A 26386-nucleotide genomic window follows, 5' to 3' on the forward strand; every position below is an offset into this window, starting at 1 on the left:
CGCCTGTGCGTCACATCGGCGAGGGCTGTTCGGCCGGCTTGTCCTTGTTGACCCCTGGCACGTGCAGGTTGCCTTCGGCCACCTGCCCCTCGAGCTGCGGCTGGGTCACCCAGGTAAGGATGTCGTAGTAACGGCGGATGTTGGCCACGAAGTGCACCGGTTCGCCACCGCGGGCATAGCCGTAGCGGGTCTTGCGGTACCACTGCTTCTGCGACAGGCGCGGCAGCATTTTCTTCACGTCCAGCCACTTGTTCGGATTCAGGCCTTCTCGTTTGGCTAGCATGCGTGCGTCTTCCAGGTGGCCGCTGCCGACGTTGTAGGCGGCCAGGGCGAACCAGGTGCGATCCGGTTCCTTGATGCTCTCGTCGAGCTGGTCCTTGACGAGCATGAAATATTTGGCGCCGCCCTGGATGCTCTGTTTCGGGTCCAGGCGATTGGACACGCCCATGGCCTGGGCGGTGCGTTGGGTCAGCATCATCAAGCCGCGCACGCCGGTCTTGGAGGTAACCTCCGGCTGCCACATCGATTCCTGGTAACCGATCGCCGCCAGCAGGCGCCAGTCCACCTGCTCGGCCTTGGCGGTGGTGCGAAAATGCTTCTCGTACTTGGGCAAGCGCTGCTGCAAGTGTTGAGCGAAGGTGTAGGCCCCGACATAGCCGAGCACGTCGACATGGCCGTAGTAGCGATCCTTCAGGCGCTGAAGGGTGCCGTTCTTCTGCGACTTGTCGAGAAAATCGTTGACCTCGTTGAGCAGGCTGTTGTCTTCGCCGGCGGCAACCGCCCAGCGTTGATCGCGGGAATCCCCCAGGTCGAAGGCCACTCGGACGTTGGGGAAGTAGACTTGGTTCATGGCCAGTTCGTTGGAATCCACCAAGGTCAGGTCGATCTGGCCTTCATCGACCATGCGCAGTAGATCAACGACCTCGACCGCGTCGGACTCTTCGTATACCAGGGCAGGATTCTGCTTTTTCAGTTCGGCCAGTTGATCGGCGTGGCTGCTGCCCTTGAGCACCATGATCTTCTTGCCGATGAGCCCCTTGACGTTGGTGGGGCGTGAGCGGCCGTTGCGGTAGATGACCTGCGGGGTCACCTCAAGGTAAGGGTGGGAGAACCTTGCCTGGGCCGTGCGTTTTTCGCTGCTGACCAGTCCGGCGGCGGCCAGCACCGGGCCGGAGGGCTTGCCCAGCTGGTCGAACAGTTCATCGAGGCTGTCGGCGGTCTCGATCTCGAGTTTCACGCCCAGTTCGTCGGCAAAACGCTTGACCAGTTCGTACTCGAAACCGGTTTCACCGTTGCGGTCCTGGAAATAGGTGGCGGGGCTGTTGCGAGTTATCACGCGCAGCACGCCGTCCTCCTTGACGCGCTCGAGGGTGCTGGGTTTTTCAACACAGGCACCGAGCAGCAGGAAGAGTCCGGTTGCGAAGAGCCATCTGGCGCAGCGCTGGCGCAAAGCAGTGAGGGCGAACATAGGTTGCAGTATACGCAAAGGACCGGTCCCGCCATATCTCGACAATGGTTGGCAGGTCTGCTAGCTGATTCAGGCGGCAAGCGATAAGCGAAAAGCGGACCGTGGCGGCCTGCATTTTCTTTGCGCTTGAGGCTTGCCGCTTGAAGCGATATTTCTGACCCCGAAGTCCGGTTCCGCCGCCCGGCAGCATTGGCTTAGAGCGGGTGCCGAAAGTCTGCGAATTAGGCTAGAATGCACGGCCTCTAAGCACACCCCTTCCTGAGGCTGTCCCGACGATGTTGATCCTGCGCGGCGCTCCTGCCCTTTCTGCCTTCCGCCACGGTAAGTTACTCGAGCAACTGAGCCAGAAAGTCCCCGCTGTTACTGGTTTGTATGCCGAATTCGCCCACTTCGCCGATGTCGATGGCGAGCTGACCGCCGACCAGCAGCAGGTGCTGGGGCGTCTGCTCAAGTACGGTCCGAGCGTTCCGGTCCAGGAGCCGGCCGGTCGCCTGTTCCTGGTGGTCCCGCGCTTGGGCACCATCTCGCCCTGGGCCAGCAAGGCCAGTGACATCGCCCATAACTGCGGCCTGCAGAGCATCCAGCGTCTGGAGCGCGGTATCGCCTACTACGTCGCCGGGGAGCTGTCCGATGCCGACGTCGCGCTGATCGCCGCCGAGCTGCACGACCGCATGACCCAGCGCGTGCTGGCCCGTCTGGAGGACGCAGCGGACCTGTTCAGCCATGCCCAGCCCAAGCCGATGACCTCCGTGGACATTCTCGGCGGTGGCCGTGCCGCACTGGCCCAGGCCAACGTCGACCTGGGCCTGGCCCTGGCCGAAGACGAGATCGACTACCTGGTCAATGCCTTCCAGGGCCTCAAGCGCAACCCGAACGACATCGAGCTGATGATGTTCGCCCAGGCCAACTCCGAACACTGCCGCCACAAGATCTTCAACGCCAGTTGGGACATCGACGGCCAGGCTCAGGAAAAGAGCCTGTTCGGCATGATCAAGAACACCTACCAGATGCACAGCGAAGGCGTGCTGTCCGCGTACAAGGACAACGCCTCGGTCATCGTCGGCCACGTGGCGGGCCGCTTCTTCCCGAATCCTGAAACCCGCCAGTACGGCGCGGTCCAGGAGCCGGTGCATATCCTGATGAAGGTCGAGACCCATAACCACCCGACCGCCATCGCCCCGTTCTCCGGCGCCTCCACCGGCTCCGGCGGCGAGATCCGCGACGAAGGCGCCACCGGTCGTGGGGCCAAGCCCAAGGCCGGCCTGACCGGCTTCACCGTTTCCAACCTGCGCATCCCTGGCTTCGAACAGCCGTGGGAGCAGGCCTATGGCAAGCCGGGCCGTATCGTCGACGCTCTCGACATCATGGTCGAAGGCCCCCTGGGCGGCGCCGCATTCAACAACGAGTTCGGCCGTCCGGCCCTGACCGGCTACTTCCGTACCTTCGAGCAGGCCATCGATACCCCGCGTGGTGAAGAAGTGCGCGGCTACCACAAGCCGATCATGCTCGCCGGCGGTATGGGCAACATCCGTGAAGACCACGTGCAGAAGGGCGAAATCACTGTCGGCGCCAAGCTGATCGTGCTCGGCGGCCCGGCCATGCTGATCGGCCTGGGTGGCGGCGCGGCTTCGTCGGTTGCCACCGGCGCCAGCTCCGCCGACCTGGACTTCGCCTCGGTACAGCGCGAAAACCCGGAAATGGAACGCCGTTGCCAGGAGGTCATCGACCGCTGCTGGCAACTGGGCGACAAGAACCCGATCGCCTTCATCCATGACGTCGGCGCCGGTGGTATTTCCAACGCCTTCCCTGAACTGGTCAACGACGGTGGTCGCGGTGGGCGTTTCGAACTGCGCAACGTGCCCAACGACGAGCCGGGCATGGCCCCGCACGAGATCTGGAGCAACGAGTCCCAGGAACGTTACGTGCTTGCGGTCAGCGCCGAGGACTTCGAGCGCTTCAAGGCCATCTGCGAGCGCGAGCGCTGCCCGTTCGCCGTGGTCGGCGAAGCCACCGAGGAGAAACACCTCACCGTCACCGACAGCCATTTCGACAACACCCCGGTGGACATGCCGCTGGATGTGCTGCTCGGCAAGCCGCCGCGCATGCACCGCTCGGTCACCCGTGAAGCCGAGCTGGGCGATGACTTCGACCCGAGCACGCTGGACCTGGACAACGCCGTCGAGCGCGTCCTGCACCACCCGGCCGTTGCCAGCAAGAGCTTCCTGATCACCATCGGCGACCGCACCATCACCGGCCTGGTCGCCCGCGATCAGATGGTCGGCCCGTGGCAGGTCCCGGTGGCCGACTGCGCCGTCACCGCCACCAGCTTCGACGTCTACACCGGCGAAGCCATGGCCATGGGCGAGCGCACCCCGCTGGCCCTGCTCGATGCCCCAGCCTCTGGCCGTATGGCCATCGGCGAAGTACTGACCAACCTGGCCGGTGCCCGTATCGAGAAACTCTCCGACATCAAACTGTCGGCCAACTGGATGTCCGCGGCTGGGCACCCGGGTGAAGACGCCCGCCTGTACGACACCGTCAAGGCCGTCGGCATGGAGCTGTGCCCTGAGCTGGGCCTGACCATTCCGGTGGGCAAGGACTCCATGTCGATGAAGACCAAATGGAGCGAGGACGGCGTCGAGAAGAGCGTCACCGCACCGATGTCGCTGATCGTCAGCGGCTTCGCACCGGTGGTCGACATCCGTGACACCCTGACGCCGCAACTGCGCATGGACAAGGGCGAGACCGACCTGATCCTGATCGACCTGGGCCGCGGCAAGAACCGCATGGGCGCCTCGATCCTGGCCCAGACCTTCGGCAAGCTCGGCGCCCAGGCACCGGATGTCGACGACCCAGAGGATCTCAAGGCCTTCTTCGCAGTGGTTCAGGGCCTGAACGCCGACGGCCACCTGCTGGCCTACCACGACCGTTCCGACGGCGGCCTGCTGACCACCGTGCTGGAGATGGCCTTCGCTGGCCACTGCGGTCTGGACCTGCAACTCGATCCGCTGACCGACAGCAAAGGCGACGTACCGGCCATTCTCTTCAACGAAGAGCTGGGCGCGGTCATCCAGGTTCGCCAGGACGCCACCCCGGACGTGCTGGCACAGTTCAGCGCCGCTGGCCTGGGCGACTGCGTCGCGGTGATCGGTAAGCCGGTCAACAACGGCGAAGTGTCCATCAGCCTCAATGGCGAAGTGCTGTTCGACGACCAGCGTCGTCTGCTGCAGCGCCAGTGGGCCGAGACCAGCTACCAGATCCAGCGCCTGCGTGACAACGCCGATTGCGCTGACCAGGAATACGACGTCCTGCTGGAAGAAGAAAACCCAGGCCTGTCGGTCAAGCTGGGCTTCGACGTCAACGACGACATCGCAGCGCCGTACATCAAGAAGGGCGTGCGCCCGCAAGTGGCCATCCTGCGCGAGCAGGGCGTCAACGGCCAGGTCGAGATGGCTGCCGCCTTCGACCGCGCAGGCTTTGCCGCCATCGATGTGCACATGAGCGACATTCTCGCCGGTCGTGTCGACTTCGCCGAGTTCAAGGGCCTGGTGGCCTGCGGTGGCTTCTCCTACGGTGACGTGTTGGGCGCCGGTGAAGGCTGGGCCAAGTCGGCGCTGTTCAACAGCCGTGCCCGTGAAGCCTTCCAGGCGTTCTTCGAGCGTAACGACAGCTTCGCCCTGGGCGTGTGCAATGGTTGCCAGATGATGTCCAACCTGCACGAACTCATCCCGGGCACCGAGTACTGGCCGCACTTCGTGCGCAACCGTTCGGAGCAGTTCGAGGCGCGGGTGGCGATGGTCGAGGTGCAGAAGTCCAACTCGATCTTCCTGCAGGGCATGGCCGGTTCGCACATGCCGATCGCCATCGCCCACGGTGAAGGCCATGCCGAGTTCGCCAGCGAGGAAGCCCTGTTGGAAGCGGACCTGTCCGGTTGCGTGGCCATGCGCTTTGTCGACAACCACGGCAAGGTCACCGAGGCCTACCCGGCCAACCCGAACGGCTCGCCGCGCGGCATCACCGGCCTCACCAGCCGCGACGGTCGCGTGACCATCATGATGCCGCACCCTGAGCGTGTATTCCGTGCCGTGCAGAACTCCTGGCGTCCGGACGAGTGGCAGGAAGACGGCGCCTGGATGCGCATGTTCCGCAATGCGCGCGTCTGGGTGAACTAAACGTGTACAAGCTCGCTTTCTTCGTGCCGCCGAGCCATGTGGAAGTGGTCAAGGCCGCTGTGTTCGCCGCAGGCGGCGGACGCATCGGCGACTATGACCACTGTGCCTGGCAGACGCAGGGCCTGGGCCAGTTCCGCCCGTTGGACGGCAGCCAGCCGTACCTCGGGCAGACCGGTCAGGTCGAGCAGGTGGAGGAGTGGAAGGTCGAGCTGGTGGTGGCGGATGAGTTGATCGCCCAAGTCGTCGCCGCGCTCAAGGCGAGCCACCCGTACGAGACGCCAGCCTACGAGGTCTGGCGGCTCGCCGAGTTCTGAACCCGTTCGTGTGATATCCCAGGGGCCGCTATGCAGCCCATCGCAGCGCGCTCGACGCTTGCGATGGGACGCGTAGCGGCCCTTTCTACAGGCATCAGCCGATGCCGATCTCTCCTCCATCCTTGCGTTGAATCACCACGGTCGACGACCGAGGCCGCACGCGGCTGCCCGTGGGGGTGGCGTCGGTAGCGATGTCACTGCGGGGCCAGTTGGCCGGATGCTGGATGTTGACGAACAACGTCTTGTTGTCGGGAGTGAAGGTGATGCCAGTCACTTCGCAGCCGTTCGGCCCGACGAAGAAGCGGCGCAAGTCTGCCTGGTTGCGGGCATCGATCGGCACTTGCCTGCCGTTTGCGTCCACCAGATCGGTGGGGATCACCGCGAGCAACTGGTCATTGGTATAGCGGGTCACGCTCGATTCGCTGTTGTCGGTCTCGAACCACAGCACACCGCGGCTATCGAAACTCATTCCATCGGGGCTGGCGAACTGGTTCAGTTCGGTCAGGCCCGAACGATTGATGTCGGCACCGCCATCGGCATTGGCGCCAAAGACGAAGATATCCCAGGTGAAGCTGCGCTGATCGTCGCTGTCGTGCCAACGGATGATGTGGCCGTGGCGGTTCGGGCCGCGTGGGTTGGCCGCATCGACCGTGGCCGGTGTGCGTTCGCTGTTGTTGGTCAGGGTGACATAGACGTCACCATTGAGGGGATTGACCGCCGTCCACTCCGGGCGGTCCATGGGCGTTGCGCCCACGGCATCGCCAGCACCCCGGGTATTGAGAATGATCCCGGCCAGGTCGCCGTACAGCGCACCCAAGGTGCTGCCGCCGGTGGTGGCTGTGCCGGGGGCGAGCAACAGCCAGTGGCCGGTGCCGTCAGCATCGAAGCGCGCCACGTAGAGCTTGCCGTGGTCCAGGTACTTGGCGCCGGTGGCCAGTCGATCGCTCGGGTTGGCGTCGGCAGGGTCCCAGACAGCGTCAGAGACGAACTTGTACAGGTATTCATTGTTGGAGTCGTCGCCCATGTACCAGACCAGCGGCTTGCCGGCTACCGCCAGGCCAGGACAGCAGCCCTCGTGGCGGAACCGGCCCAGCGCGGTGCGTTTTACGGCGCGCGTGCGGGCGTCGTACGGGTCGATCTCGACGATGTAGCCGTAAGTGCTGGCTTCGTTGCGGTAGTCCTCGGTGGCACTGGCGCCGCGAGGGGTGATGTCGAAGCGGGCGAACTCGTCGTTGGCTTCGCTGCGGTCACCTGCGGCGCTCTCCCAGCCGTACTGGCCGCTCGAGGTGGCCACGCCGATGCGCACTTGGTCGGCAGGGCGGGTGCCCTTGTTGACGAAGATGCCGGGCCAGTTCTCCTCGCACGTGAGGTAAGTGCCCCAGGGTGTATAGCCGTTACCGCAGTTGTTGTTGGTGCCACGGCACTGGGTGCCGGTGGGCGAGAATCGGGTCTTGACGTGCTCGCTGCCGCGCAGAGGGCCGGCGATCTCCATCAGCGAGGCGGTGGTGAAGCGGCGGTTGAGCGGGTCATTGTCGACCACCTGCCAGCGCCCGTTGAGTTTGCGCAGGCGAACCACGCCGGCGCCGTGGGCGTTGATTTCCTTGCGCACTTCTTCGGCCGGGCGCTTGCCATTGGCAGAGGTGGTCGGGCCGTTCGGGTGCAGCGCGGCAGGGTCGATGTATTCGAAGTTGATTGCCAGCAGGCCATCGTCGGAACTGCCACCGATGGGAAAGAAGTGCATGCCGTCGTGGTGCATGCCCATGGCGTTGGCCTGATCTGTGGATGTGTTACTGCCGTCGGCTTTCCAGGGGCTGGCCTTGCTGTTCAACGGTGTGCCCCAGGGCGCCAGTACATAGGCGCTGTAGCCGGCGGCCACGGCGCAGCCATCGGTACGCGAGCCGGGGATCGACTGGAACCCTAGTCTGGGCCTGGGAGTGGCGGGACGGGCCGGAGCGGGCGTGCCTTGGTTGGCGCCACTGCCCAGGCAGCCGGTCAGGCCTGCCCCTGCGATCAGCGCGATGGCCGCCCCCAAGCTGCCGCGCATGACGCTGCGCCGGCTCAGGTAGGCATCCATGACACTGGCCATGGGCAGGTTCCCGCTGGAGTTGCGATCAAGGTTATCGCCGCTTTCTCGACTCATCAGGGTGTCCTTGCGTTGCTGAGTGGAAGGAAGACCGCGACTTTGAACGCAAAGTATGACGATTTTTTGGCAAAACCATGAAAGGGTCGCCGAAACCCGTTCGTCACGGCCAGGATTGGTTTTCAAGATGTGTGATGGATGGCCTTGCCCTCGAAAACGAGCAGGCATGCCTGCTCGTGCCACGGTTGGCCTAGCGGCGCTTCTGCTCGATGTGCGAGGCCCATTGCTCCGTGCGGTTGTGTCCACTGGTGCGTACCAGGCCCAGATCCAGTGGGTTGTCGCCCTCGGCCGCGCCTTTGTCCTTGGCCAGCTCGGCGATGGCTGTCCCCAGGTCGACCGGCGAGTTGGACGCGTCGATCGAGACATCTCGACGGTAGTCGGTGCCCGAGAGGGTTTGGCGGGTGACGGAGGCTGCATCTAGCTCGACAGAGCCGTTTGCCGACAGCAAGCGCGCACCCACCAGCTTCGCATCGCCACCGACCTTGAGGGCGATGCCGTCGGTGCCCTTGAAGGTGGCTTGATGGGCCACGGTGTCGCGCTGTTGATGGGACAGGTCCAGCTTGAAGGTAGGGGACAAGCCGGGCTCGGCCTGGCTCAGGGCGGAGCTGGTCTTATTGCCGACTTTGCCTGATGCCGGGCCCGCCAGGGCTTTGGCCGCGTTGGTATAGCTTTGTGGGTTCTTCTCTTGGCTCAAGCGCGCATCTACCCCGACGGTCAGGGTATCGATGCGGTCCTTGCGACTGGCCAGCAACAGGTCGCCGCCAACCGAACCCTGGATACGTCCGGCTCCCAGGCTGGTACCTTCGAAGCGGGCATCGCCCTGGGTGTACAGGTTGATGTGGTCTGCGCGTAGGGTGTTGGCATTCCAGGTCTGGTTGTCGCGTTTATCGAGGTCGAGCTTGATCCGGCCATACAGGCCGCGGCTGTCGAGTTCGCCTCGGCTGAGGGTCAGGCCGGCGCCGCCGGTGATGTCCAGGTTACTGCGCTTGTCCTGGTTGCCTGAAGCCTCTAGCAGCAGGCCGCCATTGGGCGTCTGCAGATCGAGCCGCGTGGCCGAGACGTGCAGACCTTGCGCGTGCAGGGCGACGTCCTCGCGGGCGCGGCTGCTCATATGCACTTCTGCGCGGGTGGATGACCACGCGTGTACCACTTTGGATCTCGCCCGGTAGCAGGTCGGCGTTCAAGTCGTAGGCCCGCAGGCGATTGAGCTGGTCCAGGCCTTGCTCGAGTGCGGGCAGGTACAAGGGGTGACCGAGCAGGTCGGGAAAGGCGCCTCGCAAGGAAAGCGGCAGGTCGGCACCGGCCAGTTCGATGGATTCGACGAAGCCTTCGACGATGACGATAGCCAGTGGCTTGCCGGCCTGGGGCCGATGCGCCAGGTAAGGGCGGCTGGCCGGATAACCTGCCTGGACGTAGCTGTCGGTGATGGCCCTGAGCAGCGTGTTGACGTCGTCGACGCTCAGGCAAGGGCGCCACAGGGGACGCAGGACCGCTTCCAGCTGCTGATTCGATAGCACTCGGTTCCCGCTCAGGCGTAACCCGGCGGTGGGCCAGCAGTGTGAATCTGCGCGAGTAGGTGGGGCAGGGTCGACCCGTACCGGGCCTGGCTGACGACGGCGTTGCCATCGCTCGAGGCGCTGCCGGCGTTCTTGAAGCTGCAGGGTGCGTTGTTGCTCGCGTAGTTGCGAGGTGGCGGGATCGTTGGCCCACGCAGTTGGGTGGACCATCAAGGCAAGGGCCAGGCTGGCCAGTATTGGCCTGGCGAAGCGACGCAAGGAAGTCGACATGGAGAAGCCCCGCAATGGCTGCACGTATGTGCTTTTTTGCGGGGATTCTAAGAATCCGACTTACCGTTTGGATGCGGTCCCGTACCCATCTGGGCGTCAGGTGGGGGTGGGTTTAATGTGTGTAATTTCCTACAAAGTTAATCGAATTGTAGGAATCAGGGACGGATCTCGATCAAGGTCCCGTCCTTGACCATGTCCCAGACCTCGCGCATGTCATTGTTGCGCATGGCGATGCAGCCTTCGGTCCAGTCCAGGGTATGGAAGTACCACTCCGGGTAGTCCTCGTTGATCGGCGTGCCATGGATCATGATCATGCCGCCTGGGCTCACGCCCTCGCGGCGGGCGCGGGCGGCATCGCTGATGTTCGGGTAGGAAATGTGCATGGCCAGGTTGAAGCGGTCACTGACCTTGCGCCAGTCAAGCCAGTACAGGCCTTCGGGCGTCTTGCTGTCGCCTTCGCGCTCTTTGGTGCCTTTGGGTTGCTTGCCCAGGGAGATGCGGTAGGTCTTGAGTGGCTCGCCACGGCTGATCAGTTGCAGGCGGCGCTCGGACTTGATCACCAGGACCTTGTCGATCAGCGGTTGGTTGGCGACCGCAGACGGTTCGACAGGCTTGCGAATGATGGTCTCGGTGAAGGCGGCCTGGGACACCGATGCAACGGAAAGGCAGAAAAGGGCAAGCAACCAACGCATGAAACCGTATCCCTGAGAGCTAAGTGGTGGACGACGAGACGTTCATCGGCGGCAGGTACTCATGGCCTACGGGGTAGTGCTGCCCGATGCGGTCGCGATAATAGCATTCTAGTGTCCGTACGACGGTGCGGAAAGCCAACTCGTTCCAGGGAATTTCATGTTCCTCGAACAAGCGCACCTCCAGGCTCTCGACGCCAACGGCAAAATCCAGGTCAGCCAGCTCGGCGCGGAAGAATACATGTACCTGGTCGATGTGAGGCAGGTCGAACAACTGGTACAGGCTCATCTGCCCGACCCGGGCGCAGGCCTCCTCGACGGTTTCGCGTCGGGCGGCTGCATCGAGGGTTTCACCGTTCTCCATGAACCCGGCGGGCAGCGTCCAGAACCCCCGGCGCGGTTCGATCGCCCGTCGACAAAGGAGCACTTGGCTGCCCCAGGTGGGGAGCACGCCAGCAACGATGTTGGGGTTCTGGTAATGAATGGTATGGCAATGCTCGCAGACATACCGCAGGCGGCTGTCGCCCTCGGGGATCCGCTGAATGACCGCCTGGCCGCACGCGCTGCAGAATTTCATGCTGTTCTTCCCTTTATCTGCAGCTATCTTGGCGTGCCGGCCCTGCGCTGCGCAAGCGGCCTGCTGGCGGGGCTTGGGTGCTTCACGGCTTTGGTGCATCATGCAGGGCAGGCCTTGGAATCGAGAGAGTGCAATGCTGGACGAGCTTCTTCGCCGAATGAGCAATCACACCCCCACGTCACTGGAAACCGACCGGCGTTTCCCCGAGGCGGCGGTGCTCTTGCCCATCACGCGTAGCGAAGAGCCCGAGCTGGTGCTGACCCTGCGGGCCAAAGGGCTTTCCACCCATGGAGGCGAGGTGGCCTTCCCCGGTGGTAGACGCGACCCGGAGGATCCGGACCTGGTGTTCACCGCCCTGCGCGAGGCCGAGGAGGAAATCGGTCTGCCGCCGGGACTGGTGGAAGTCATCGGTCCGCTGAGCCCGGTGATCTCCCTGCATGGCCTTAAAGTGACGCCATTCGTCGGGATCATCCCCGATTATGTCGAATACCGTGCCAACGACGCGGAGATCGCCGCCGTGTTCACGGTTCCGCTGGCGTTTTTCCGCCAGGACCCGCGCGACCATACCCACCGTATCGACTACCAAGGGCGCAGTTGGTACGTGCCGGCCTACCGCTACGGCGAGTACAAGATCTGGGGGTTGTCGGCGATCATGATCGTCGAACTGGTCAATGTGCTGTTCGACGCTGGCATCAGCCTGCACCAGCCCCCTGAGCGCTATACCCAGATCTGAGCGGGGCCCAACCCGCCATCTGCCTTCAACCGTGAGGAGCAAGACATGAAATACCGCCTGGGCGACCTGCGGGTCGAGACCCATCCCACCAGTTGGGCCGCCCCCAATGCCACCCTGATCGGCAAGGTGCGCCTGCAGGCCGGGGCCAGTGTCTGGTTCGGCGCGGTGCTGCGCGGCGACAACGAACTGATCGACATCGGCGAAGGCAGCAACGTCCAGGATGGCACGGTGATGCACACCGACATGGGCTCGCCGCTGACCCTCGGCAAGGGCGTGACCGTCGGCCATAACGCGATGCTCCATGGCTGCACGGTGGGCGATCACAGCCTGATCGGTATCAATGCCGTGATTCTCAACGGCGCGCGCATCGGCAAGCATTGCATCATCGGCGCCAACGCACTGATTCCTGAGGGCAAGGAAATTCCGGACGGCTCGCTGGTCATGGGTTCGCCAGGCAAGGTGGTGCGCGAGTTGACCGAGGCGCAGAAGCGCATGCTCGAAGCCAGCGCCGCACATTATGTCCATAATGCCGAGCGCTACGCGCGCGAGCTGGCCCCCCAGGATGACTGACATGCAGAACGCCGAACGCCCGGTCGCCTCGCCGTGCGTCAATGTCTGTGCGCTGGACGAGCAGGACATCTGCGTCGGTTGCCAGCGCACGGTGAGCGAGATCACCCGCTGGTCGCGCATGAGCAACGACGAGCGCCGTCAGGTGCTGGTGCTGTGCCACGAGCGGGCGGTGGCGTCAGGCTTGATCATCGGGTCGGGGCTGTAGTTGACTCCAAAATCAAGTATTCTGTGCCGCTTGCCCAACGTGTGATCCCATGTTCTATCTCATTGCCTATATCAGTAGCGTAGTGCTGATCAACTACGCCTTTTCCAGTGCTCCGCACCTGGATGTGATCTGGTCCGCCTGGGGTGGGCTGGTGTTCATCCTGCGCGACATGGTGCAGACCCGCTATGGTCATGGCGCGTTGTTGGCCATGCTGGCGGCGTTGGTGCTGTCCTATGTCACCTCGGAGCCTGCCATTGCCCTGGCCAGTGCGACCGCGTTCTTCGTCTCCGAGCTGATCGACTGGCTGGTGTTCAGCATCACCCGTCGGCCGTTGCGTGACCGTCTATGGCTCAGCTCGGCCCTGAGCATTCCGGTGGACACCTTCATCTTCTTCGGCATGATCGGCGCCCTGACCCCGGCAGTGATTGGTACGGCTCTGGCGTCCAAGTTTGCCGGCGTCACTGCCGTGTGGCTGGCCATGGCCTGGCGCGCCCGACGCGAGGTCGTCGCAGGGTGATGTGATCGGGGTTGCGCAGCGGCCCCGGAATGCCTCGGCGGGTGTAGAATATCGGTCCTTTTTCAGCGGGCAGCAGCCAATCCGGCGCAGCCCCGGACGCCTTCGAGGACCTGAAATGACCCGTATCGGAACCCCATTGTCGCCCACCGCGACCCGTGTACTGCTGTGTGGCTGCGGCGAGTTGGGCAAGGAAGTGGTGATCGAGCTGCAGCGTCTGGGTGTCGAAGTCATCGCCGTGGACCGCTACGCCAATGCCCCCGCCATGCAGGTCGCGCACCGCAGCCACGTCATCAACATGCTCGATGGCGTTGCCCTGCGTGCGGTGATCGAAGCCGAAAAGCCGCACTACATCGTCCCTGAGATCGAAGCCATCGCCACCGCGACCCTGGTCGAGCTGGAGAACGAAGGCTTCAATGTCGTTCCCACCGCCCGCGCCACCCAGCTGACCATGAACCGTGAGGGCATTCGCCGGCTGGCCGCCGAAGAGCTGGACCTGCCGACCTCGCCCTACCATTTCGCCGATACCTTCGAAGACTACGCCAAGGCCGTCGCCGACCTGGGCTACCCCTGCGTGGTCAAGCCGGTGATGAGTTCCTCGGGCAAGGGGCAAAGCCTGCTGCGCAGCGATGCCGATCTGCAGAAGGCCTGGGACTATGCCCAGGAAGGCGGCCGCGCCGGCAAAGGCCGGGTGATCATCGAAGGTTTCATCGATTTCGAATACGAAATCACCCTGTTGACCGTGCGTCATGTAGGCGGCACCACCTTCCTCGCACCGGTCGGTCACCGTCAGGAGAAGGGCGACTATCAGGAATCCTGGCAGCCACAGGCCATGAGCCCGAAGGCCCTGGCCGAGTCCCAGCGCGTGGCTCAGGCGGTCACTGACGCCCTGGGCGGTCGTGGTCTGTTCGGCGTGGAGCTGTTCGTCAAGGGTGACCAAGTGTGGTTCAGCGAAGTCTCGCCGCGTCCCCACGATACCGGGCTGGTGACCCTGATTTCCCAGGACCTCTCGCAATTCGCCTTGCATGCTCGCGCGATTCTGGGTCTGCCGATCCCGGTAGTGCGTCAGTTCGGTCCGTCGGCTTCGGCGGTAATCTTGCCTGAAGGCCGGTCACAGCAGACCACCTTCGCCAACCTGGGTGCGGCCCTGAGCGAGCCCGATACCGCCATCCGCCTGTTCGGCAAGCCGGAAATCAATGGCCAACGTCGCATGGGCGTATGCCTGGCGCGTGACGAGTCGATCGAAGCGGCGCGGGCCAAAGCGACCCGGGCTGCCCAGGCGGTCACGGTCGAATTTTAAGCCATAAGCCTCAAGCCTCAAGCTGCAAGAAAAAGCAAATCCGCGCAGGCTTTGGCTTTTTCTTGCCGCTTGAAGCTTGCCGCTCCCCACTTACAGCTCTGTATTGCGTGTCTCTTTCAGGCACAAGACGGCGATCAGGCTGATCACCGCGGCTACCGACACATAGCCGCCCACCCAGCTCAATCCCCCCATGCTGACCAACTGTTGGGCAAAGAACGGTGCCGCTGAGGCGCCGACGATGCCGCCGAGGTTGTAGGCTGCCGAGGCGCCGGTGTAGCGCACATGGGTCGGGAACAGCTCAGGCAGCAATGCCCCCATCGGTGCGAAGGTCACGCCCATCAGGAACAGCTCGATGGCCAAAAACAGCGCAACGCCGGTGGTCGAGCCTGAGGTCAGCAGCGGCTCCATGGTGAATCCCGATGCAACCGCCAGCAGGCCGCCGACGATCAGCACCGGCTTGCGTCCATAGCGATCGCTCAGCCAGGCCGACAGCGGCGTGGCCAAGGCCATGAACACCACGGCAAAGCACAGCATGCCCAGGAAGCTCTCGCGACTGTAGCCCAGTGTCGAGACCCCATAGCTCAGGGAGAACACCGTGGAGATATAGAACAGCGCGTAGCACACAACCATCGCCGCCGCGCCCAGCAAGGTGGGCAGCCAGTACTTGGCGAACAGATCGACCACCGGCAGCTTCACCCGCTCGTGGCGTGCCACGGCTTTGGCGAATACCGGGCTCTCCTCGAGCTTCAGTCGCACGTACAGGCCGACGATCACCAGCGCGGCGCTGAGCAGGAACGGAATGCGCCAGCCCCAGTCACGGAATTGCTCGTCGCTGAGCACCAGCGCCAGGGTCAGGAACAGCCCATTGGCCGCCAGAAAACCGATGGAGGGGCCAAGCTGCGGGAACATGCCGAACCAGGCACGCTTGCCTTCAGGGGCGTTTTCGGTGGCCAACAGTGCCGCCCCGCCCCATTCGCCGCCCAGGCCCAGGCCTTGGCCGAAGCGCAGCAGGCAAAGGATGATCGGCGCCCAGACGCCGATGCTGTCATAGCCCGGAAGAACCCCGATCAGGGTGGTCGAAACGCCCATCAGCAGCAACGAGGCGACCAAGGTGGATTTGCGGCCGATACGGTCGCCGAAATGGCCGAACAGTGCCGAACCCAGCGGGCGGGCGAGGAAGGCGATACCGAAGGTCAGAAAGGCCGCGAGCATCTGCGCGGTGCCCGAACCCGACGGGAAGAACACCGGGCCGATCACCAGCGCGGCGGCGGTGGCGTAGACGTAGAAGTCGTAGAATTCGATGGCGGTGCCGATGAAGCTGGCGGTGGCCACACGGGCGGGGGAATTGACGGGGGCTGCCGAGGTGTCGGCGCAGGTACTGCTGATAGTCATGTTGTAGGTCCCTGACAGTCATTGCTCCCTATGGGCGGGTCGCTCCCTGCCAGGCAGGCATGGGCGTGCGGGCGCCGGAGCGTCATAGTGTGAGTCGCTCGACCGACGATAGCCCAAGGGTAGGGACGGGAGCGGGCTGTTCTGGGTGTCGAAGCAGGACCGCGGGGCGTGTCAGTGGAGCGCACCGGCCGTGTGGTGCCGGAAGCGGGTAGCAGGCGGGACGGCAGGGCTGGGTAAGCGTGACCGGAGTATAGCTATCGGGTCACGGTCCACACCAGTACCTTGCTGGCGCAATTGTCCTCTGTTTCGAGGATTTCCAGGCGATAGCGGCCAATCTTCAGGCATACAGCGCTTTCCGGAATGCTTTCCAGCGCCTCGGTGACCAGCCCGTTGAGTGTCTTCGGGCCACCGTCGCAGGGCAGGTGCCACCCCAGACTGCGGTTTATTTCGCGCAGCGAGGCGGTGCCTTCGATCACGTAGCGGCCGTCGGCCAGGGGGTGGACGTGCGGGTTTTCCAGCGAGTGCTCATCCTCGAACTCGCCGACGATCTCCTCGAGGATGTCCTCCAAGGTGACGATGCCTTGGACCTCTCCGTACTCGTCCACCACCACGCCCAGGCGTCTCTGCTGCTTGTGGAAGTTCAGCAACTGCCGTTGCAGCGGAGTGCTCTCGGGAACGAAGTAGGGTTCGTAGCAGGCCGCGCGCAGCGCCTGGAGGGTCAGCTCGCCATGGGGCAGCAGATGGCTGATCAGCTTGGTATTGAGGATGGCTTCGACCTGGTTGATATCACTGTGGTAGACCGGCAGGCGGGTATGGCGGCTGACGATCAGTTGTTCAGCGATCTGCTCGAGCGAGTCGTCCAGGTTGATGCCGTCCACCTCGTTGCGGGGCACCAGGATGTCGTTGACGGTGATCTTGTCTAGGGATTGCAGCCCTTCGAGCAGCCCTTGGCGTGGTGCTTCGTAGGGCTCTGGTTCGTCGAAATCATCGTGCTCCTGTGGGTGCAATGCCACGGCGGCGGGTTGCGCGCGCAATGGGCGAAGGATCAACTTGGCGCAGCCGTCGAGCACGCAGGCCAACGGTTGCAATGCGAGCAGAGGCCATCTGAGCAGGGGGCCGAGGTTGAGGAAGGCGTGCGGATTGCGTCGGGCGGCGCGCCTTGGCAGGTACTCGGCCAAGACCAACAGGGCGCCGCTTGCGGCAAGGCCCGCCAGCCAGAAGCCGTGTTCGCCGTTGTAGCGCTGGCCGATCAGGCAGGCCAGGCCAAGCACCAGCAGCTTGCCGAGGCCTGCGCAGAGCACCACGGCTTGGGCGGGCAGTGCGGGCTCGGCGCTGTCAGCAGGGCGCTGATGGCCGTTCAATTGCTGGCGGGCCGCGTCGACGGCGGTGAATAGCGCCGACCAGAGCAGCGCCAGTGCCAGAGTGCCGAATAGCGGAGCGTACGGCAGGGTGTCCATGGGCGGTCGTCAGATATGCAGGATGAATTCACGTACCAGCTTGCTGCCGAAATAGGCCAGCATCAGCAGGCAGAAACCGGCGAGGGTCCAGCGAATCGCCTTGTGGCCGCGCCAGCCCAGGCGGGTGCGTCCCCACAGCAGCAGGCCGAACACCACCCAGGCCACACAGGATAGCAGCGTCTTGTGCACCAGATGCTGGGCGAACAGGTTGTCCAGGAACAGCCAGCCGGACACCAGCGACAGCGACAGCAGACCCCAACCGGCCCAGAGGAAGCCGAACAGCAGGCTTTCCATGGTTTGCAGGGGCGGGAAGTTACGGATCAGCCCGGAAGGATGCTTGTGCTTGAGCTGGTAGTCCTGCAACAGCAGCAGCAGGGCCTGGAACACGGCAATGGTGAACAAGCCATAGGCCAGGATCGAGAGCAGGATATGCGCCAGGATCCCAGGCTCCTCATTGACCAGCGGTACGGTGCCGGGCGGGGCGAACTGGGCCAGCAGGGCGGTCACCGCGCCGAGCGGGAACAGCAGCATGAGCAGGTTTTCGACCGGGATGCGCAGGCAGGCCAGCAAGGTCAGCGCGATCACCGCGACGGCGATCAGACTGGCGGCGCTGAAGAAGTCGAGGCTAAGGCCCAGCGGGGTGATCAGCTGGAAGAACAGGGCGCTACCCTGGGCAATGACCGCAAGGGCACCGAGCAGACCGAGCAGCCGTTTGTCGGCGCGGCTGCCCTGGGCCAGGCGACTGCCTTGGTAGAGAGCGGCGGCGATGTAGAGGCCGGCGGCGAGCAGGTTGGGGATGAGGCTGGGGGAAGAGAGCATAAGTCCTGGTAGGCAAGCCCTAAAGGGACGGAGTTTGGCATAGATCCCGCCGCTCTAGGAAGACTGGAAACGGTAGGGCCTACCCCATCTGCAAGATTCCACAGGGCCGGCGCTGGCCTTGTAGGCGCGGGTTCGCCCGCGAACAAGTCACCTGGACCCCAGTGGTCAGCACCCAGGTGTGCGCCGCCCTCGCTCTTCGCTATAATCGCCGCCTTGCTGTGCCCAGCGCGTGTGCATATTCACCTGGGCGCCTGAAAAACCTCGGCTTCATTAGGGCCTGAAAGGATCACCATGTTCGAAAACCTGACCGACCGCCTGTCACAGACGCTGCGCCATGTCACCGGCAAGGCCAAGCTGACCGAAGACAACATCAAGGACACGCTGCGCGAAGTGCGCATGGCCCTGCTCGAGGCCGACGTCGCCCTGCCGGTGGTCAAGGATTTCGTCAACAGCGTCAAGGAGCGCGCGGTCGGCACCGAAGTGTCGCGCAGCCTGACCCCGGGCCAGGCGTTCGTGAAGATCGTCCAGGCCGAACTCGAAGGCCTGATGGGCGCGGCCAACGAAGACCTGGCGCTCAATGCCGCACCACCAGCCGTGGTGCTCATGGCCGGTCTGCAAGGTGCGGGTAAGACCACCACTGCCGGCAAGCTGGCGCGCTTCCTTAAAGAACGCAAGAAAAAGAGCGTGATGGTGGTCTCTGCCGACGTCTATCGTCCGGCAGCGATCAAACAGCTCGAAACCCTCGCCAATGACATCGGCGTGACCTTCTTCCCGTCGGACATCAGCCAGAAGCCTGTGGCCATTGCCGAGGCGGCGATCCGCGAAGCCAAGCTCAAGTACATCGATGTGGTCATCGTCGACACTGCAGGTCGTCTGCACATCGACGCCGACATGATGGACGAGATCAAGGCGCTGCACGCCGCGGTCAAGCCGGTCGAGACGCTGTTCGTGGTCGACGCCATGACCGGCCAGGACGCCGCTAACACCGCCAAGGCTTTCGGCGATGCCTTGCCGCTGACCGGTGTGGTGCTGACCAAGGTCGACGGTGACGCCCGTGGGGGTGCAGCCCTGTCGGTTCGCGCGATCACCGGCAAGCCGATCAAATTCATCGGTATGGGCGAGAAGACCGAAGCGCTCGAGCCCTTCCACCCTGACCGTATCGCCTCGCGCATCCTGGGCATGGGTGACGTGCTCAGCCTGATCGAACAGGCCGAGCAGAACATCGACAAGGCCAAGGCCGACAAACTCGCCAAGAAGCTCAAGAAGGGCAAGGGCTTCGACCTCGAAGACTTCCGCGACCAACTGCAGCAGATGAAGAACATGGGCGGCCTGGGCGGCCTGATGGACAAGCTGCCGAGCATCGGTGGGGTCAACCTGTCGCAAATGGGCAATGCCCAGGGTGCGGCCGAGAAGCAGTTCAAGCAGATGGAAGCGATCATCGACTCCATGACCCCTGCCGAGCGTCGCGACCCGGAAATCATCAGCGGTTCGCGCAAGCGCCGCATCGCCCTCGGCTCCGGCACCCAGGTGCAGGACGTCGGTCGGTTGATCAAGCAGCACAAGCAGATGCAGAAGATGATGAAGAAATTTTCCGCCAAGGGCGGCATGGCCAAGATGATGCGTGGCCTTGGCGGGATGCTGCCAGGTGGCGGCATGCCGAAGCTCTAATTCGATTCTGGGAGGTTGCCTTCTATCTATAGGCAGCTCTCCCGAAATCCCGCTTCGGCGGGAACGATGTCGCGAAATTCGCGGCTTAACCGGCAGATCTGAACGGTGTGGTAGCCCCGCGCCGAAAAAGGCATTTGCAAATGTCCGTGTATTCCCCGAGAATATGCGGCCTTTTGGGCACCCTGTGCCCATTTGGGCATTCAGATTTGCAGCACCGACTATAGGAACGATGTTCACATGGTAACCATCCGTCTTGCCCGTGGCGGCTCCAAGAAGCGCCCTTTCTATCACCTGACCGTGACCAACAGCCGTAACGCCCGTGACGGCCGTTTCGTTGAGCGCGTTGGCTTCTTCAACCCGGTTGCTTCCGGCGCTGAAGTCAAGCTGTCGGTCAATCAGGAACGCGTCAACTACTGGCTGAGCCAGGGCGCACAGCCGTCTGAGCGCGTTGCTCAGCTGCTGAAGGACGCTGCCAAGGCCGCTGCCTGAGCAGTATGAACGCGACGCCAGAAAACGCTGACGCTCTCATTGTCGTCGGCAAGATTTTTTCGGTTCACGGCGTTCGCGGCGAGGTGAAGGTGTATTCCTTTACCGATCCGATTGAAAACCTGTTGGATTATCCGCGCTGGACGCTTCGGCACGAAGGCAAGGTAAAACAGGTCGAGCTGGTCAACGGTCGTGGCTCCCAAAAGGGCCTCGTCGTGAAACTGAAGGGCCTTGATGATCGTGATGAAGCCCGTCTTCTGAGCGGTTATGAAATCTGCATTCCGCGGAGCCTTTTGCCCAACCTGGCCGCTGACGAGTACTACTGGTACCAGTTGGTAGGTCTGAAGGTCATCAATCAGGACGAACAACTGTTCGGCAAGATCGATCACCTGTTGGAGACCGGTGCGAACGATGTAATGGTGGTCAAGCCTTGCGCAGGCAGCCTGGATGATCGCGAGCGACTGTTGCCCTATACGGAGCAATGCGTGCTGGCAGTCGACCTGGAAGCAGGTGTGATGCGGGTCGAGTGGGACGCGGATTTCTAAACGATGGGTAACCTTCGCGTAGAAGTCGTCACGTTGTTCCCCGAGATGTTCTCGGCCATCACGGAGTACGGCATTACCAGCCGCGCGGTGAAACAGGGGTTGCTGCACGTGACCTGCTGGAACCCGCGGGACTACACCACTGATCGTCACCACACGGTGGATGATCGGCCGTTTGGCGGTGGTCCGGGCATGGTGATGAAGATCAAGCCTCTGGAAGACGCCCTGGCCAGCGCCAGGCAAGCGACCGGAGCATCGGCGAAGGTGATTTACCTCTCGCCACAAGGCCGCAAGCTGACCCAGCAGGCGGTCAAAGACTTGGCGCAACAGGAATCGTTGATCCTGATCGCCGGTCGTTACGAAGGCATTGACGAGCGTTTTATCGAGGCTCATGTCGATGAAGAGTGGTCGATTGGTGACTATGTGCTTTCCGGTGGCGAGCTGCCGGCCATGGTACTGATCGATGCGGTTACGCGACTGCTGCCCGGAGCTTTAGGGCATGTGGACTCGGCGGAGGAAGACTCCTTCACCGACGGTCTGCTCGACTGCCCGCACTACACCCGACCGGAGGTGTATGCGGATCAGCGCGTTCCCGACGTGTTGCTTAGTGGCAACCATGCACACATCCGGCGTTGGCGATTGAAGCAGTCCCTTGGTAGGACCTTCGAACGACGCGCCGATCTTCTGGAAAGTCGCTCGCTTTCTGGAGAAGAGAAGAAGCTGCTCGAGGAATATCTCCGCGAGCGGGACGATAGTTAACGTATCGATGGTGGATCGAGTTATCCGCCTTAGGAGCACAGCATGACCAACAAGATCATCCAGCAGCTCGAAGCCGAGCAGATGAACAAGGAAATCCCAACCTTCGCACCAGGCGACACCATTGTCGTCCAGGTTAAAGTGAAGGAAGGTGACCGTTCCCGTCTGCAGGCGTTCGAAGGTGTCGTTATCGCCAAGCGCAACCGCGGTCTGAACAGCGCCTTCACCGTGCGCAAGATCTCCAGCGGCGTTGGCGTAGAGCGTACCTTCCAGACCTACAGCCCGCAGATCGACAGCCTGTCCGTGAAACGTCGTGGTGACGTGCGTAAGGCCAAGCTGTACTACCTGCGCGACCTGTCCGGCAAAGCCGCTCGCATCAAGGAAAAACTGGCCTGAGTGCCGTTTGACCGGTGGCCCCAGTGGCCACCTTGCGAGAAAAAAAGCAGCCTTCGGGCTGCTTTTTTGCTTTTTGAATTTCTGTATTGGCGGTGTGAGCTTCTTCACGGGTAAACCTGCCCCCACCACGATTGCGCCAACCCTGTGGAATCAGGGCTCCCCGCGAATCAGGCGACACCGCTTTCAAGCCCCTGCGACAAGAGCCCTTCATGACCACCCCTCGAGATCAGGAAATCCAGCGCCGCACCGAACTGTCGGTGACCCGCGTGACCAAGGCTGTCTTCCCCAGCACCACCAACCACCACAACACCCTGTTCGGCGGTACTGCGCTGGCCTGGATGGACGAAGTGTCGTTCATCGCCGCCACGCGGTTCTGTCGTTTGCCGCTGGTGACCGTGTCGACCGACCGCATCGACTTCAAACACCCGATTCCTGCGGGCTCGATCGTCGAGCTGGTGGGGACGGTGATCAAGGTCGGCAATACCAGCCTGCAGGTACAGGTGGATGTCTTTGTCGAGAACATGTACCTGGATGGCCGCGAACGGGCCATCCATGGTGTGTTCAGCTTCGTCGCCATCGATGAGGACAAGCGGCCGGTGCCCGTGCTTCCCGCTCACTGATCCAGGGTCTGCGCCTCGACCTTGGTAGTCGCCTCCAGGTCTGCCTCCACCAGTGCCACCAAGGTCCACCCAGGCTGGGGCTTGAGAGGGGAGTCCGGGCTGGCGACATGGACCCAGCCGTTGCTGTCACGGGCGAAAAGCAAGGTTGCGCGTTCGCCATGCAGCGCTTGGTAGTCCTGCCAGTTGAAACTGTCGGTCAGGTGGGTGCTGTACAGCTCGGCGCCTTGATGCAGGCGATTGGCCAGTTGCCCATAGGTCATCGTGCTCGAACCGAGCAGCTGGCCGCGATGCTCCTCGCTGGCACGGTGCTTGTCGCTGCGCTGCTTTTCCAGGCCACTGGCCAATACGAACAATCGATTGTGGCCAAAGTCATGGCGAAAGCGTGCGCAGGCTAGGGCGTTGAGTTCACCGGCGGGCGAAAGGCCCAGCAGATGGCCCAGGCCGACCAGGTCGAGGTGGGCGTCGGCGTGCTGAGACGCTGGGTTGCCGAAGTAAGTCGGCAGCCCATCCATGCGCGCGGCGCGGATATTCTCCCAGCTCGAATCGGTCAGTAACACCCGGCTGCCCAATTGCTGCAAGGCCTTTGCAATGGCGCGGGCTGGCGGGTTGGCGCCGACGATGAGAAAGCCGCTTGGGGCAGGCTCGGCCACCCTGAGCAGACGGGCCAGTGGCCTTGCGGTGGCGCTTTGCAAAACCACAGTGCCGATGATGACCGCGAAGGTCAAAGGGACGAGCAGCAGTGCCCCCTCGTGGCCGGCTTCATCCAGGCGAATGGCGAAGATCGCCGAAACGGCTGCTGCGACAATGCCCCGTGGCGCGATCCAGGCCAGCAGCAGGCGCTCGCGCCAGTTCAGGTTCGAGCCCCAGGTAGACAACAAGACATTGAGCGGCCGGGCCAGCAACTGGATGACCAGCAGCAATGCCAGCACCGCTGGGCCCAGTGCCAGCAGTGCATGCAGGTCGAGGCGGGCGGCCAGCAGAATGAACAGCCCGGAGATCAACAGCACGCTGAGGTTTTCCTTGAAGTGCAGGATCTGCCGCACATCCACGCCGGGCATGTTGGCCAGCCACATACCCATGACCGTCACGGCCAGCAGTCCCGACTCATGGACGATCTGGTTGGCGGCGATGAAGATGCCCAGCACCGCTGCCAGCGACGCCAGATTGTGCAGGTACTCTGGCAGCCATTGCGCGCGCATGATCTGGCCCAGCAGCCAGCCACCCGCGGCGCCCAGGGTACTGCCGCAGAAAATCACGCCGGCAAAGGTCACCAGGCTCTGACTCAGCCCGTCACCGTCGGTACGGGCGATGATGAAGCTATAGACCACCACTGCCAGCAGCGCACCGATCGGATCGATGACGATCCCTTCCCAGCGCAGGATATTGGCGATTGCAGCCTTGGGTCGCACCACTCGCAGCATTGGTACGATCACGGTCGGGCCTGTGACCAGGGTAAGGGTGCCGAAGAGGATCGCCAGGGGCCACTCGAAGCCCAGTAACCAGTGGGTGGCGAGGGCGATCACCAGCCAGGTGCTCAAGGCACCCACCGTTACCAGTCGATGCACTACGCTGCCGATCTCGCGCCATTGGGACAAGTGCAGGGTCAGGCTGCCCTCGAACAGGATCAGGGCTACGGCCAGGGACACCAGTGGCATCAGCAGCGGGCCGAACAGTTGCTGCGGCGATAACCAGCCCAGCACGGGCCCGGCCAGAATTCCACACAGCAGCAGAAAGAGTATCGCTGGCAGTTTCAGGCGCCAGGCCAGCCATTGGCAGGCAAGGGCGGCCGCGCCGATGCCACCGAAACTCAGGAGAATCTGCTGTTCGCTCATATGGGCTCCCTATGCCATCGTTGTTATGAAAGACTAAGCGCCATTGCACCGTTTGCCACCGAGTTTTCATGCCCGCTCTCGACCATCCCCTGATCGACCAGTTTCTTGATGCCCTCTGGCTGGAAAAAGGCCTGTCCGACAATACCCGCGTCTCCTATCGCAGCGACTTGGCGCTATTCAACGGCTGGCTGCAAGAGCGCGGCGTGGCTTTGCCTGATGCCGGCCGGGACCTGATTCTGGACCATCTGGCCTGGCGCCTGGAGGAAGGCTACAAGCCGCGCTCCACGGCACGCTTTCTCTCCGGTCTGCGTGGCTTCTTCCGGTATCTGCTGCGAGAAAAGCTGGTAGGCGTCGACCCGACCTTGCAAGTGGAAATGCCGCTATTGGGGCGACCATTGCCCAAATCCTTGTCGGAGGACGATGTCGAGGCCCTGTTGCAGGCGCCGGACCTGGCCGAAGCCATCGGTCAGCGCGACCGGGCCATGCTTGAAGTGCTCTATGCCTGTGGCCTGCGAGTGACCGAACTGGTCAGCCTGACCCTCGATCAGGTCAACCTGCGCCAGGGGGTTCTGCGGGTGATGGGCAAGGGCAGCAAGGAGCGCTTGGTGCCGATGGGCGAAGAGGCGGTGATCTGGCTCGAACGCTACTTGCGCGACGGCCGCAACGACCTGTTGAACGGGCGCCCGAGTGATGTGCTGTTCCCCAGCCAGCGCGGGGAGCAGATGACCCGCCAAACCTTCTGGCACCGCATCAAGCATCAGGCGCGGGTTGCCGGCATCGACAAACCGCTGTCGCCGCATACCTTGCGCCACGCTTTTGCCACGCATCTGCTCAATCATGGGGCCGACTTGCGTGTGGTGCAGATGTTGCTCGGTCACAGTGACTTGTCCACCACCCAGATCTATACCCATGTCGCAAAGGCACGGTTGCAGCAGCTGCATGCCCAGCACCATCCTCGTGGATGAATGATTTTCATGTTCCGACCTATGGAGGTTGAGAGGGCATTTAGCATCAGCCTGTTGTGGTAGGCTTGGACGGTTTGCATCAAGGGCCGTCCACTCGCCGCGTTTTTGCCGCGGATCGACATCCTCCGGCCCCGTCCGCCTTCAGGAGTACCCCATGCGCGTGACCCAGATTTTCGCCGCCGCCGCCCTGGCGTTGGCCAGTACTTTTGCCGTCGCCGCGGCCACCGATGCCAGCGCCGGTGCCGAGCAGGCCATTCGTAATACCCTCAAGACCCTTGCGCTGGAAGTGCCAGTCGAAAGCGTCGCCAGCAGCCCGGTCAACGGCCTGTATGAAGTCAAGCTGCAAGGTGGTCGTGTCCTGTATGCCAGTGGCGATGGCCAGTTCGTGATGCAGGGGTACCTGTACCAGATCCAGGATGGCAAGCCGGTCAACCTCACCGAGAAGACCGAACGCCAGGGCATCGCCAAGCTCATCAACGGCATTCCAGCTGCCGAAATGGTGGTTTATCCTGCCAAGGGCGAGACCAAGTCGCATATCACCGTCTTCACCGACACCACCTGCCCGTATTGCCACAAATTGCATGCTGAAGTGCCGGAGCTCAATCGCCGCGGTATCGAGGTGCGCTATGTCGCCTTCCCGCGCCAGGGCCTCGGCTCGCCAGGTGACGAGCAGTTGCAGGCAGTCTGGTGCTCCAGTGACCGCCGCGCGGCGCTGGACAAGATGATCGATGGCAAGGAAATCAAGGCCGCCAAGTGCGCCAACCCGGTCAGCAAGCAGTTCGAGCTCGGGCAGTCGATCGGCGTCAACGGCACGCCGGCGATCGTCCTGCAGAGCGGTCAGGTGATCCCGGGCTACCAGCCGGCACCGCAGGTCGCCAAGCTGGCCTTGGCCAGCGACGGCAAGGCTGCCAAGTAATTCAATCAGTACGCCGTCACCATGGGGAGACGGCATGTTTCACGGTCGGCGCAGGTGCCGGCCGTTCA

The 26386-nt window shown here is 63.0% G+C and carries 25 protein-coding genes; 15 read left to right on the forward strand and 10 right to left on the reverse strand.

What is annotated here, in order from left to right:
• Nucleotides 1-10: 10 nt before the first annotated feature.
• Nucleotides 11-1468, reverse strand: coding sequence for a membrane-bound lytic murein transglycosylase MltF (gene mltF, locus R6G97_RS04040; protein WP_317848186.1), 1458 nt, complete (start codon nt 1466-1468; stop codon nt 11-13).
• A gap of 275 nt (nt 1469-1743) precedes the next feature.
• On the opposite strand from mltF, the gene purL reads away from it, so the two are divergent.
• Both purL and R6G97_RS04050 read left to right on the forward strand, forming a co-directional pair.
• Entirely contained in the window at nt 1744-5640 is a 3897-nt protein-coding gene (gene purL, locus R6G97_RS04045; protein ID WP_317847835.1) for a phosphoribosylformylglycinamidine synthase, read from the forward strand.
• Between the two features lie 2 nt (nt 5641-5642).
• Entirely contained in the window at nt 5643-5954 is a 312-nt protein-coding gene (locus R6G97_RS04050; protein ID WP_043212432.1) for a Nif3-like dinuclear metal center hexameric protein, read from the forward strand.
• 94 nt (nt 5955-6048) lie between these two features.
• Here R6G97_RS04050 and R6G97_RS04055 read toward each other — a convergent pair whose 3' ends face one another.
• The 5 genes from R6G97_RS04055 to R6G97_RS04075 form a co-directional block, all read right to left on the reverse strand.
• Nucleotides 6049-8094, reverse strand: a complete 2046-nt coding sequence (locus R6G97_RS04055) for a PhoX family protein (protein WP_317847836.1) — start codon at nt 8092-8094, stop codon at nt 6049-6051.
• 190 nt (nt 8095-8284) lie between these two features.
• Complete coding sequence (locus R6G97_RS04060) at nt 8285-9175, reverse strand: hemagglutinin repeat-containing protein (protein ID WP_442800220.1); 891 nt, start codon at nt 9173-9175, stop codon at nt 8285-8287.
• Nucleotides 9072-9881, reverse strand: a complete 810-nt coding sequence (locus R6G97_RS04065) for a POTRA domain-containing protein (protein ID WP_442800213.1) — start codon at nt 9879-9881, stop codon at nt 9072-9074. Before R6G97_RS04065 ends, R6G97_RS04060 begins: the two co-directional genes overlap by 104 nt.
• Before the next feature lie 155 nt (nt 9882-10036).
• Entirely contained in the window at nt 10037-10573 is a 537-nt protein-coding gene (locus R6G97_RS04070) for a L,D-transpeptidase family protein (RefSeq protein WP_043212440.1), read from the reverse strand.
• Nucleotides 10574-10592: 19 nt separating this feature from the next.
• Nucleotides 10593-11147 carry an NUDIX hydrolase gene (locus R6G97_RS04075; protein WP_043212441.1) on the reverse strand — a complete coding sequence of 185 codons (555 nt, stop codon included), beginning with the start codon at nt 11145-11147 and terminating at the stop codon, nt 10593-10595.
• Nucleotides 11148-11280: 133 nt separating this feature from the next.
• On the opposite strand from R6G97_RS04075, the gene R6G97_RS04080 reads away from it, so the two are divergent.
• From R6G97_RS04080 to purT, 5 genes are all read left to right on the forward strand, one after another.
• A complete protein-coding gene (locus R6G97_RS04080) occupies nt 11281-11880 on the forward strand; it encodes a CoA pyrophosphatase (RefSeq protein ID WP_070574714.1) in 600 nt (199 codons plus the stop codon).
• Nucleotides 11881-11925: 45 nt separating this feature from the next.
• On the forward strand, nt 11926-12450 hold the full coding sequence (locus R6G97_RS04085) for a gamma carbonic anhydrase family protein (protein ID WP_090346712.1): 525 nt from the start codon (nt 11926-11928) through the stop codon (nt 12448-12450).
• 1 nt (nt 12451) lies between these two features.
• Entirely contained in the window at nt 12452-12655 is a 204-nt protein-coding gene (locus R6G97_RS04090; RefSeq protein WP_090346714.1) for a DUF1289 domain-containing protein, read from the forward strand.
• Between the two features lie 49 nt (nt 12656-12704).
• Nucleotides 12705-13172, forward strand: a complete 468-nt coding sequence (locus R6G97_RS04095; RefSeq protein WP_043212443.1) for a VUT family protein — start codon at nt 12705-12707, stop codon at nt 13170-13172.
• A 115-nt stretch (nt 13173-13287) separates the two neighbouring features.
• Nucleotides 13288-14469, forward strand: a complete 1182-nt coding sequence (purT, locus tag R6G97_RS04100; RefSeq protein WP_043212445.1) for a formate-dependent phosphoribosylglycinamide formyltransferase — start codon at nt 13288-13290, stop codon at nt 14467-14469.
• A gap of 90 nt (nt 14470-14559) precedes the next feature.
• On the opposite strand, the gene R6G97_RS04105 is transcribed toward purT, so the two are convergent.
• The 3 genes from R6G97_RS04105 to R6G97_RS04115 all read right to left on the reverse strand — a co-directional run bounded on the left by R6G97_RS04105 (nt 14560) and on the right by R6G97_RS04115 (nt 18137).
• Nucleotides 14560-15861, reverse strand: a complete 1302-nt coding sequence (locus tag R6G97_RS04105) for an MFS transporter (RefSeq protein ID WP_090346717.1) — start codon at nt 15859-15861, stop codon at nt 14560-14562.
• A 254-nt stretch (nt 15862-16115) separates the two neighbouring features.
• A complete protein-coding gene (locus tag R6G97_RS04110; RefSeq protein WP_043212450.1) occupies nt 16116-17318 on the reverse strand; it encodes a transporter associated domain-containing protein in 1203 nt (400 codons plus the stop codon).
• A gap of 9 nt (nt 17319-17327) precedes the next feature.
• Nucleotides 17328-18137, reverse strand: coding sequence for a cytochrome C assembly family protein (locus R6G97_RS04115; protein ID WP_043212451.1), 810 nt, complete (start codon nt 18135-18137; stop codon nt 17328-17330).
• Between the two features lie 291 nt (nt 18138-18428).
• On the opposite strand from R6G97_RS04115, the gene ffh reads away from it, so the two are divergent.
• The 6 genes from ffh (at nt 18429) to R6G97_RS04145 (ending at nt 22605) form a co-directional block, all read left to right on the forward strand.
• Nucleotides 18429-19805, forward strand: coding sequence for a signal recognition particle protein (gene ffh / locus R6G97_RS04120; protein ID WP_043212452.1), 1377 nt, complete (start codon nt 18429-18431; stop codon nt 19803-19805).
• Nucleotides 19806-20042: 237 nt separating this feature from the next.
• Nucleotides 20043-20294, forward strand: coding sequence for a 30S ribosomal protein S16 (rpsP, locus tag R6G97_RS04125; protein ID WP_043212455.1), 252 nt, complete (start codon nt 20043-20045; stop codon nt 20292-20294).
• 5 nt (nt 20295-20299) lie between these two features.
• On the forward strand, nt 20300-20836 hold the full coding sequence (rimM, locus tag R6G97_RS04130; protein WP_070574704.1) for a ribosome maturation factor RimM: 537 nt from the start codon (nt 20300-20302) through the stop codon (nt 20834-20836).
• A gap of 3 nt (nt 20837-20839) precedes the next feature.
• Complete coding sequence (trmD, locus tag R6G97_RS04135) at nt 20840-21592, forward strand: tRNA (guanosine(37)-N1)-methyltransferase TrmD (RefSeq protein ID WP_043212458.1); 753 nt, start codon at nt 20840-20842, stop codon at nt 21590-21592.
• Between the two features lie 42 nt (nt 21593-21634).
• Complete coding sequence (gene rplS / locus R6G97_RS04140; RefSeq protein ID WP_043212460.1) at nt 21635-21985, forward strand: 50S ribosomal protein L19; 351 nt, start codon at nt 21635-21637, stop codon at nt 21983-21985.
• 209 nt (nt 21986-22194) lie between these two features.
• Nucleotides 22195-22605, forward strand: coding sequence for an acyl-CoA thioesterase (locus R6G97_RS04145; protein ID WP_070094672.1), 411 nt, complete (start codon nt 22195-22197; stop codon nt 22603-22605).
• On the opposite strand, the gene R6G97_RS04150 is transcribed toward R6G97_RS04145, so the two are convergent.
• Entirely contained in the window at nt 22599-24437 is a 1839-nt protein-coding gene (locus R6G97_RS04150; protein WP_317847838.1) for a cation:proton antiporter, read from the reverse strand. The genes R6G97_RS04145 and R6G97_RS04150 overlap by 7 nt on opposite strands.
• Before the next feature lie 68 nt (nt 24438-24505).
• Between R6G97_RS04150 and xerD the strand changes: the two genes are divergently transcribed.
• A complete protein-coding gene (gene xerD, locus R6G97_RS04155; RefSeq protein ID WP_043212466.1) occupies nt 24506-25402 on the forward strand; it encodes a site-specific tyrosine recombinase XerD in 897 nt (298 codons plus the stop codon).
• Nucleotides 25403-25556: 154 nt separating this feature from the next.
• Nucleotides 25557-26318, forward strand: coding sequence for a DsbC family protein (locus R6G97_RS04160; RefSeq protein WP_043212468.1), 762 nt, complete (start codon nt 25557-25559; stop codon nt 26316-26318).
• Nucleotides 26319-26386: the final 68 nt, after the last annotated feature.

The organism is Pseudomonas sp. HTZ2 (assembly GCF_033173945.1).
GTDB classification, from domain to species: domain Bacteria; phylum Pseudomonadota; class Gammaproteobacteria; order Pseudomonadales; family Pseudomonadaceae; genus Aquipseudomonas; species Aquipseudomonas guariconensis.

Bases quoted from the DNA above. Each gene is read 5' to 3' on its own strand.
- R6G97_RS04080 (WP_070574714.1), top strand. From the start codon at position 11,281: ATGCTGGACGAGCTTCTTCGCCGAATGAGCAATCACACCCCCACGTCA.
- purL (WP_317847835.1), top strand. From the start codon at position 1,744: ATGTTGATCCTGCGCGGCGCTCCTGCCCTTTCTGCCTTCCGCCACGGT.
- R6G97_RS04070 (WP_043212440.1), bottom strand. From the start codon at position 10,573: ATGCGTTGGTTGCTTGCCCTTTTCTGCCTTTCCGTTGCATCGGTGTCC.
- R6G97_RS04075 (WP_043212441.1), bottom strand. From the start codon at position 11,147: ATGAAATTCTGCAGCGCGTGCGGCCAGGCGGTCATTCAGCGGATCCCC.
- trmD (WP_043212458.1), top strand. From the start codon at position 20,840: ATGGGTAACCTTCGCGTAGAAGTCGTCACGTTGTTCCCCGAGATGTTC.
- xerD (WP_043212466.1), top strand. From the start codon at position 24,506: ATGCCCGCTCTCGACCATCCCCTGATCGACCAGTTTCTTGATGCCCTC.
- R6G97_RS04115 (WP_043212451.1), bottom strand. From the start codon at position 18,137: ATGCTCTCTTCCCCCAGCCTCATCCCCAACCTGCTCGCCGCCGGCCTC.
- R6G97_RS04150 (WP_317847838.1), bottom strand. From the start codon at position 24,437: ATGAGCGAACAGCAGATTCTCCTGAGTTTCGGTGGCATCGGCGCGGCC.
- rpsP (WP_043212455.1), top strand. From the start codon at position 20,043: ATGGTAACCATCCGTCTTGCCCGTGGCGGCTCCAAGAAGCGCCCTTTC.
- R6G97_RS04090 (WP_090346714.1), top strand. From the start codon at position 12,452: ATGCAGAACGCCGAACGCCCGGTCGCCTCGCCGTGCGTCAATGTCTGT.
- R6G97_RS04105 (WP_090346717.1), bottom strand. From the start codon at position 15,861: ATGACTATCAGCAGTACCTGCGCCGACACCTCGGCAGCCCCCGTCAAT.
- rplS (WP_043212460.1), top strand. From the start codon at position 21,635: ATGACCAACAAGATCATCCAGCAGCTCGAAGCCGAGCAGATGAACAAG.
- rimM (WP_070574704.1), top strand. From the start codon at position 20,300: ATGAACGCGACGCCAGAAAACGCTGACGCTCTCATTGTCGTCGGCAAG.
- R6G97_RS04085 (WP_090346712.1), top strand. From the start codon at position 11,926: ATGAAATACCGCCTGGGCGACCTGCGGGTCGAGACCCATCCCACCAGT.
- R6G97_RS04095 (WP_043212443.1), top strand. From the start codon at position 12,705: ATGTTCTATCTCATTGCCTATATCAGTAGCGTAGTGCTGATCAACTAC.
- R6G97_RS04065 (WP_442800213.1), bottom strand. From the start codon at position 9,881: ATGTCGACTTCCTTGCGTCGCTTCGCCAGGCCAATACTGGCCAGCCTG.
- R6G97_RS04110 (WP_043212450.1), bottom strand. From the start codon at position 17,318: ATGGACACCCTGCCGTACGCTCCGCTATTCGGCACTCTGGCACTGGCG.
- R6G97_RS04145 (WP_070094672.1), top strand. From the start codon at position 22,195: ATGACCACCCCTCGAGATCAGGAAATCCAGCGCCGCACCGAACTGTCG.
- ffh (WP_043212452.1), top strand. From the start codon at position 18,429: ATGTTCGAAAACCTGACCGACCGCCTGTCACAGACGCTGCGCCATGTC.
- R6G97_RS04160 (WP_043212468.1), top strand. From the start codon at position 25,557: ATGCGCGTGACCCAGATTTTCGCCGCCGCCGCCCTGGCGTTGGCCAGT.
- purT (WP_043212445.1), top strand. From the start codon at position 13,288: ATGACCCGTATCGGAACCCCATTGTCGCCCACCGCGACCCGTGTACTG.
- R6G97_RS04055 (WP_317847836.1), bottom strand. From the start codon at position 8,094: ATGAGTCGAGAAAGCGGCGATAACCTTGATCGCAACTCCAGCGGGAAC.
- mltF (WP_317848186.1), bottom strand. From the start codon at position 1,468: ATGTTCGCCCTCACTGCTTTGCGCCAGCGCTGCGCCAGATGGCTCTTC.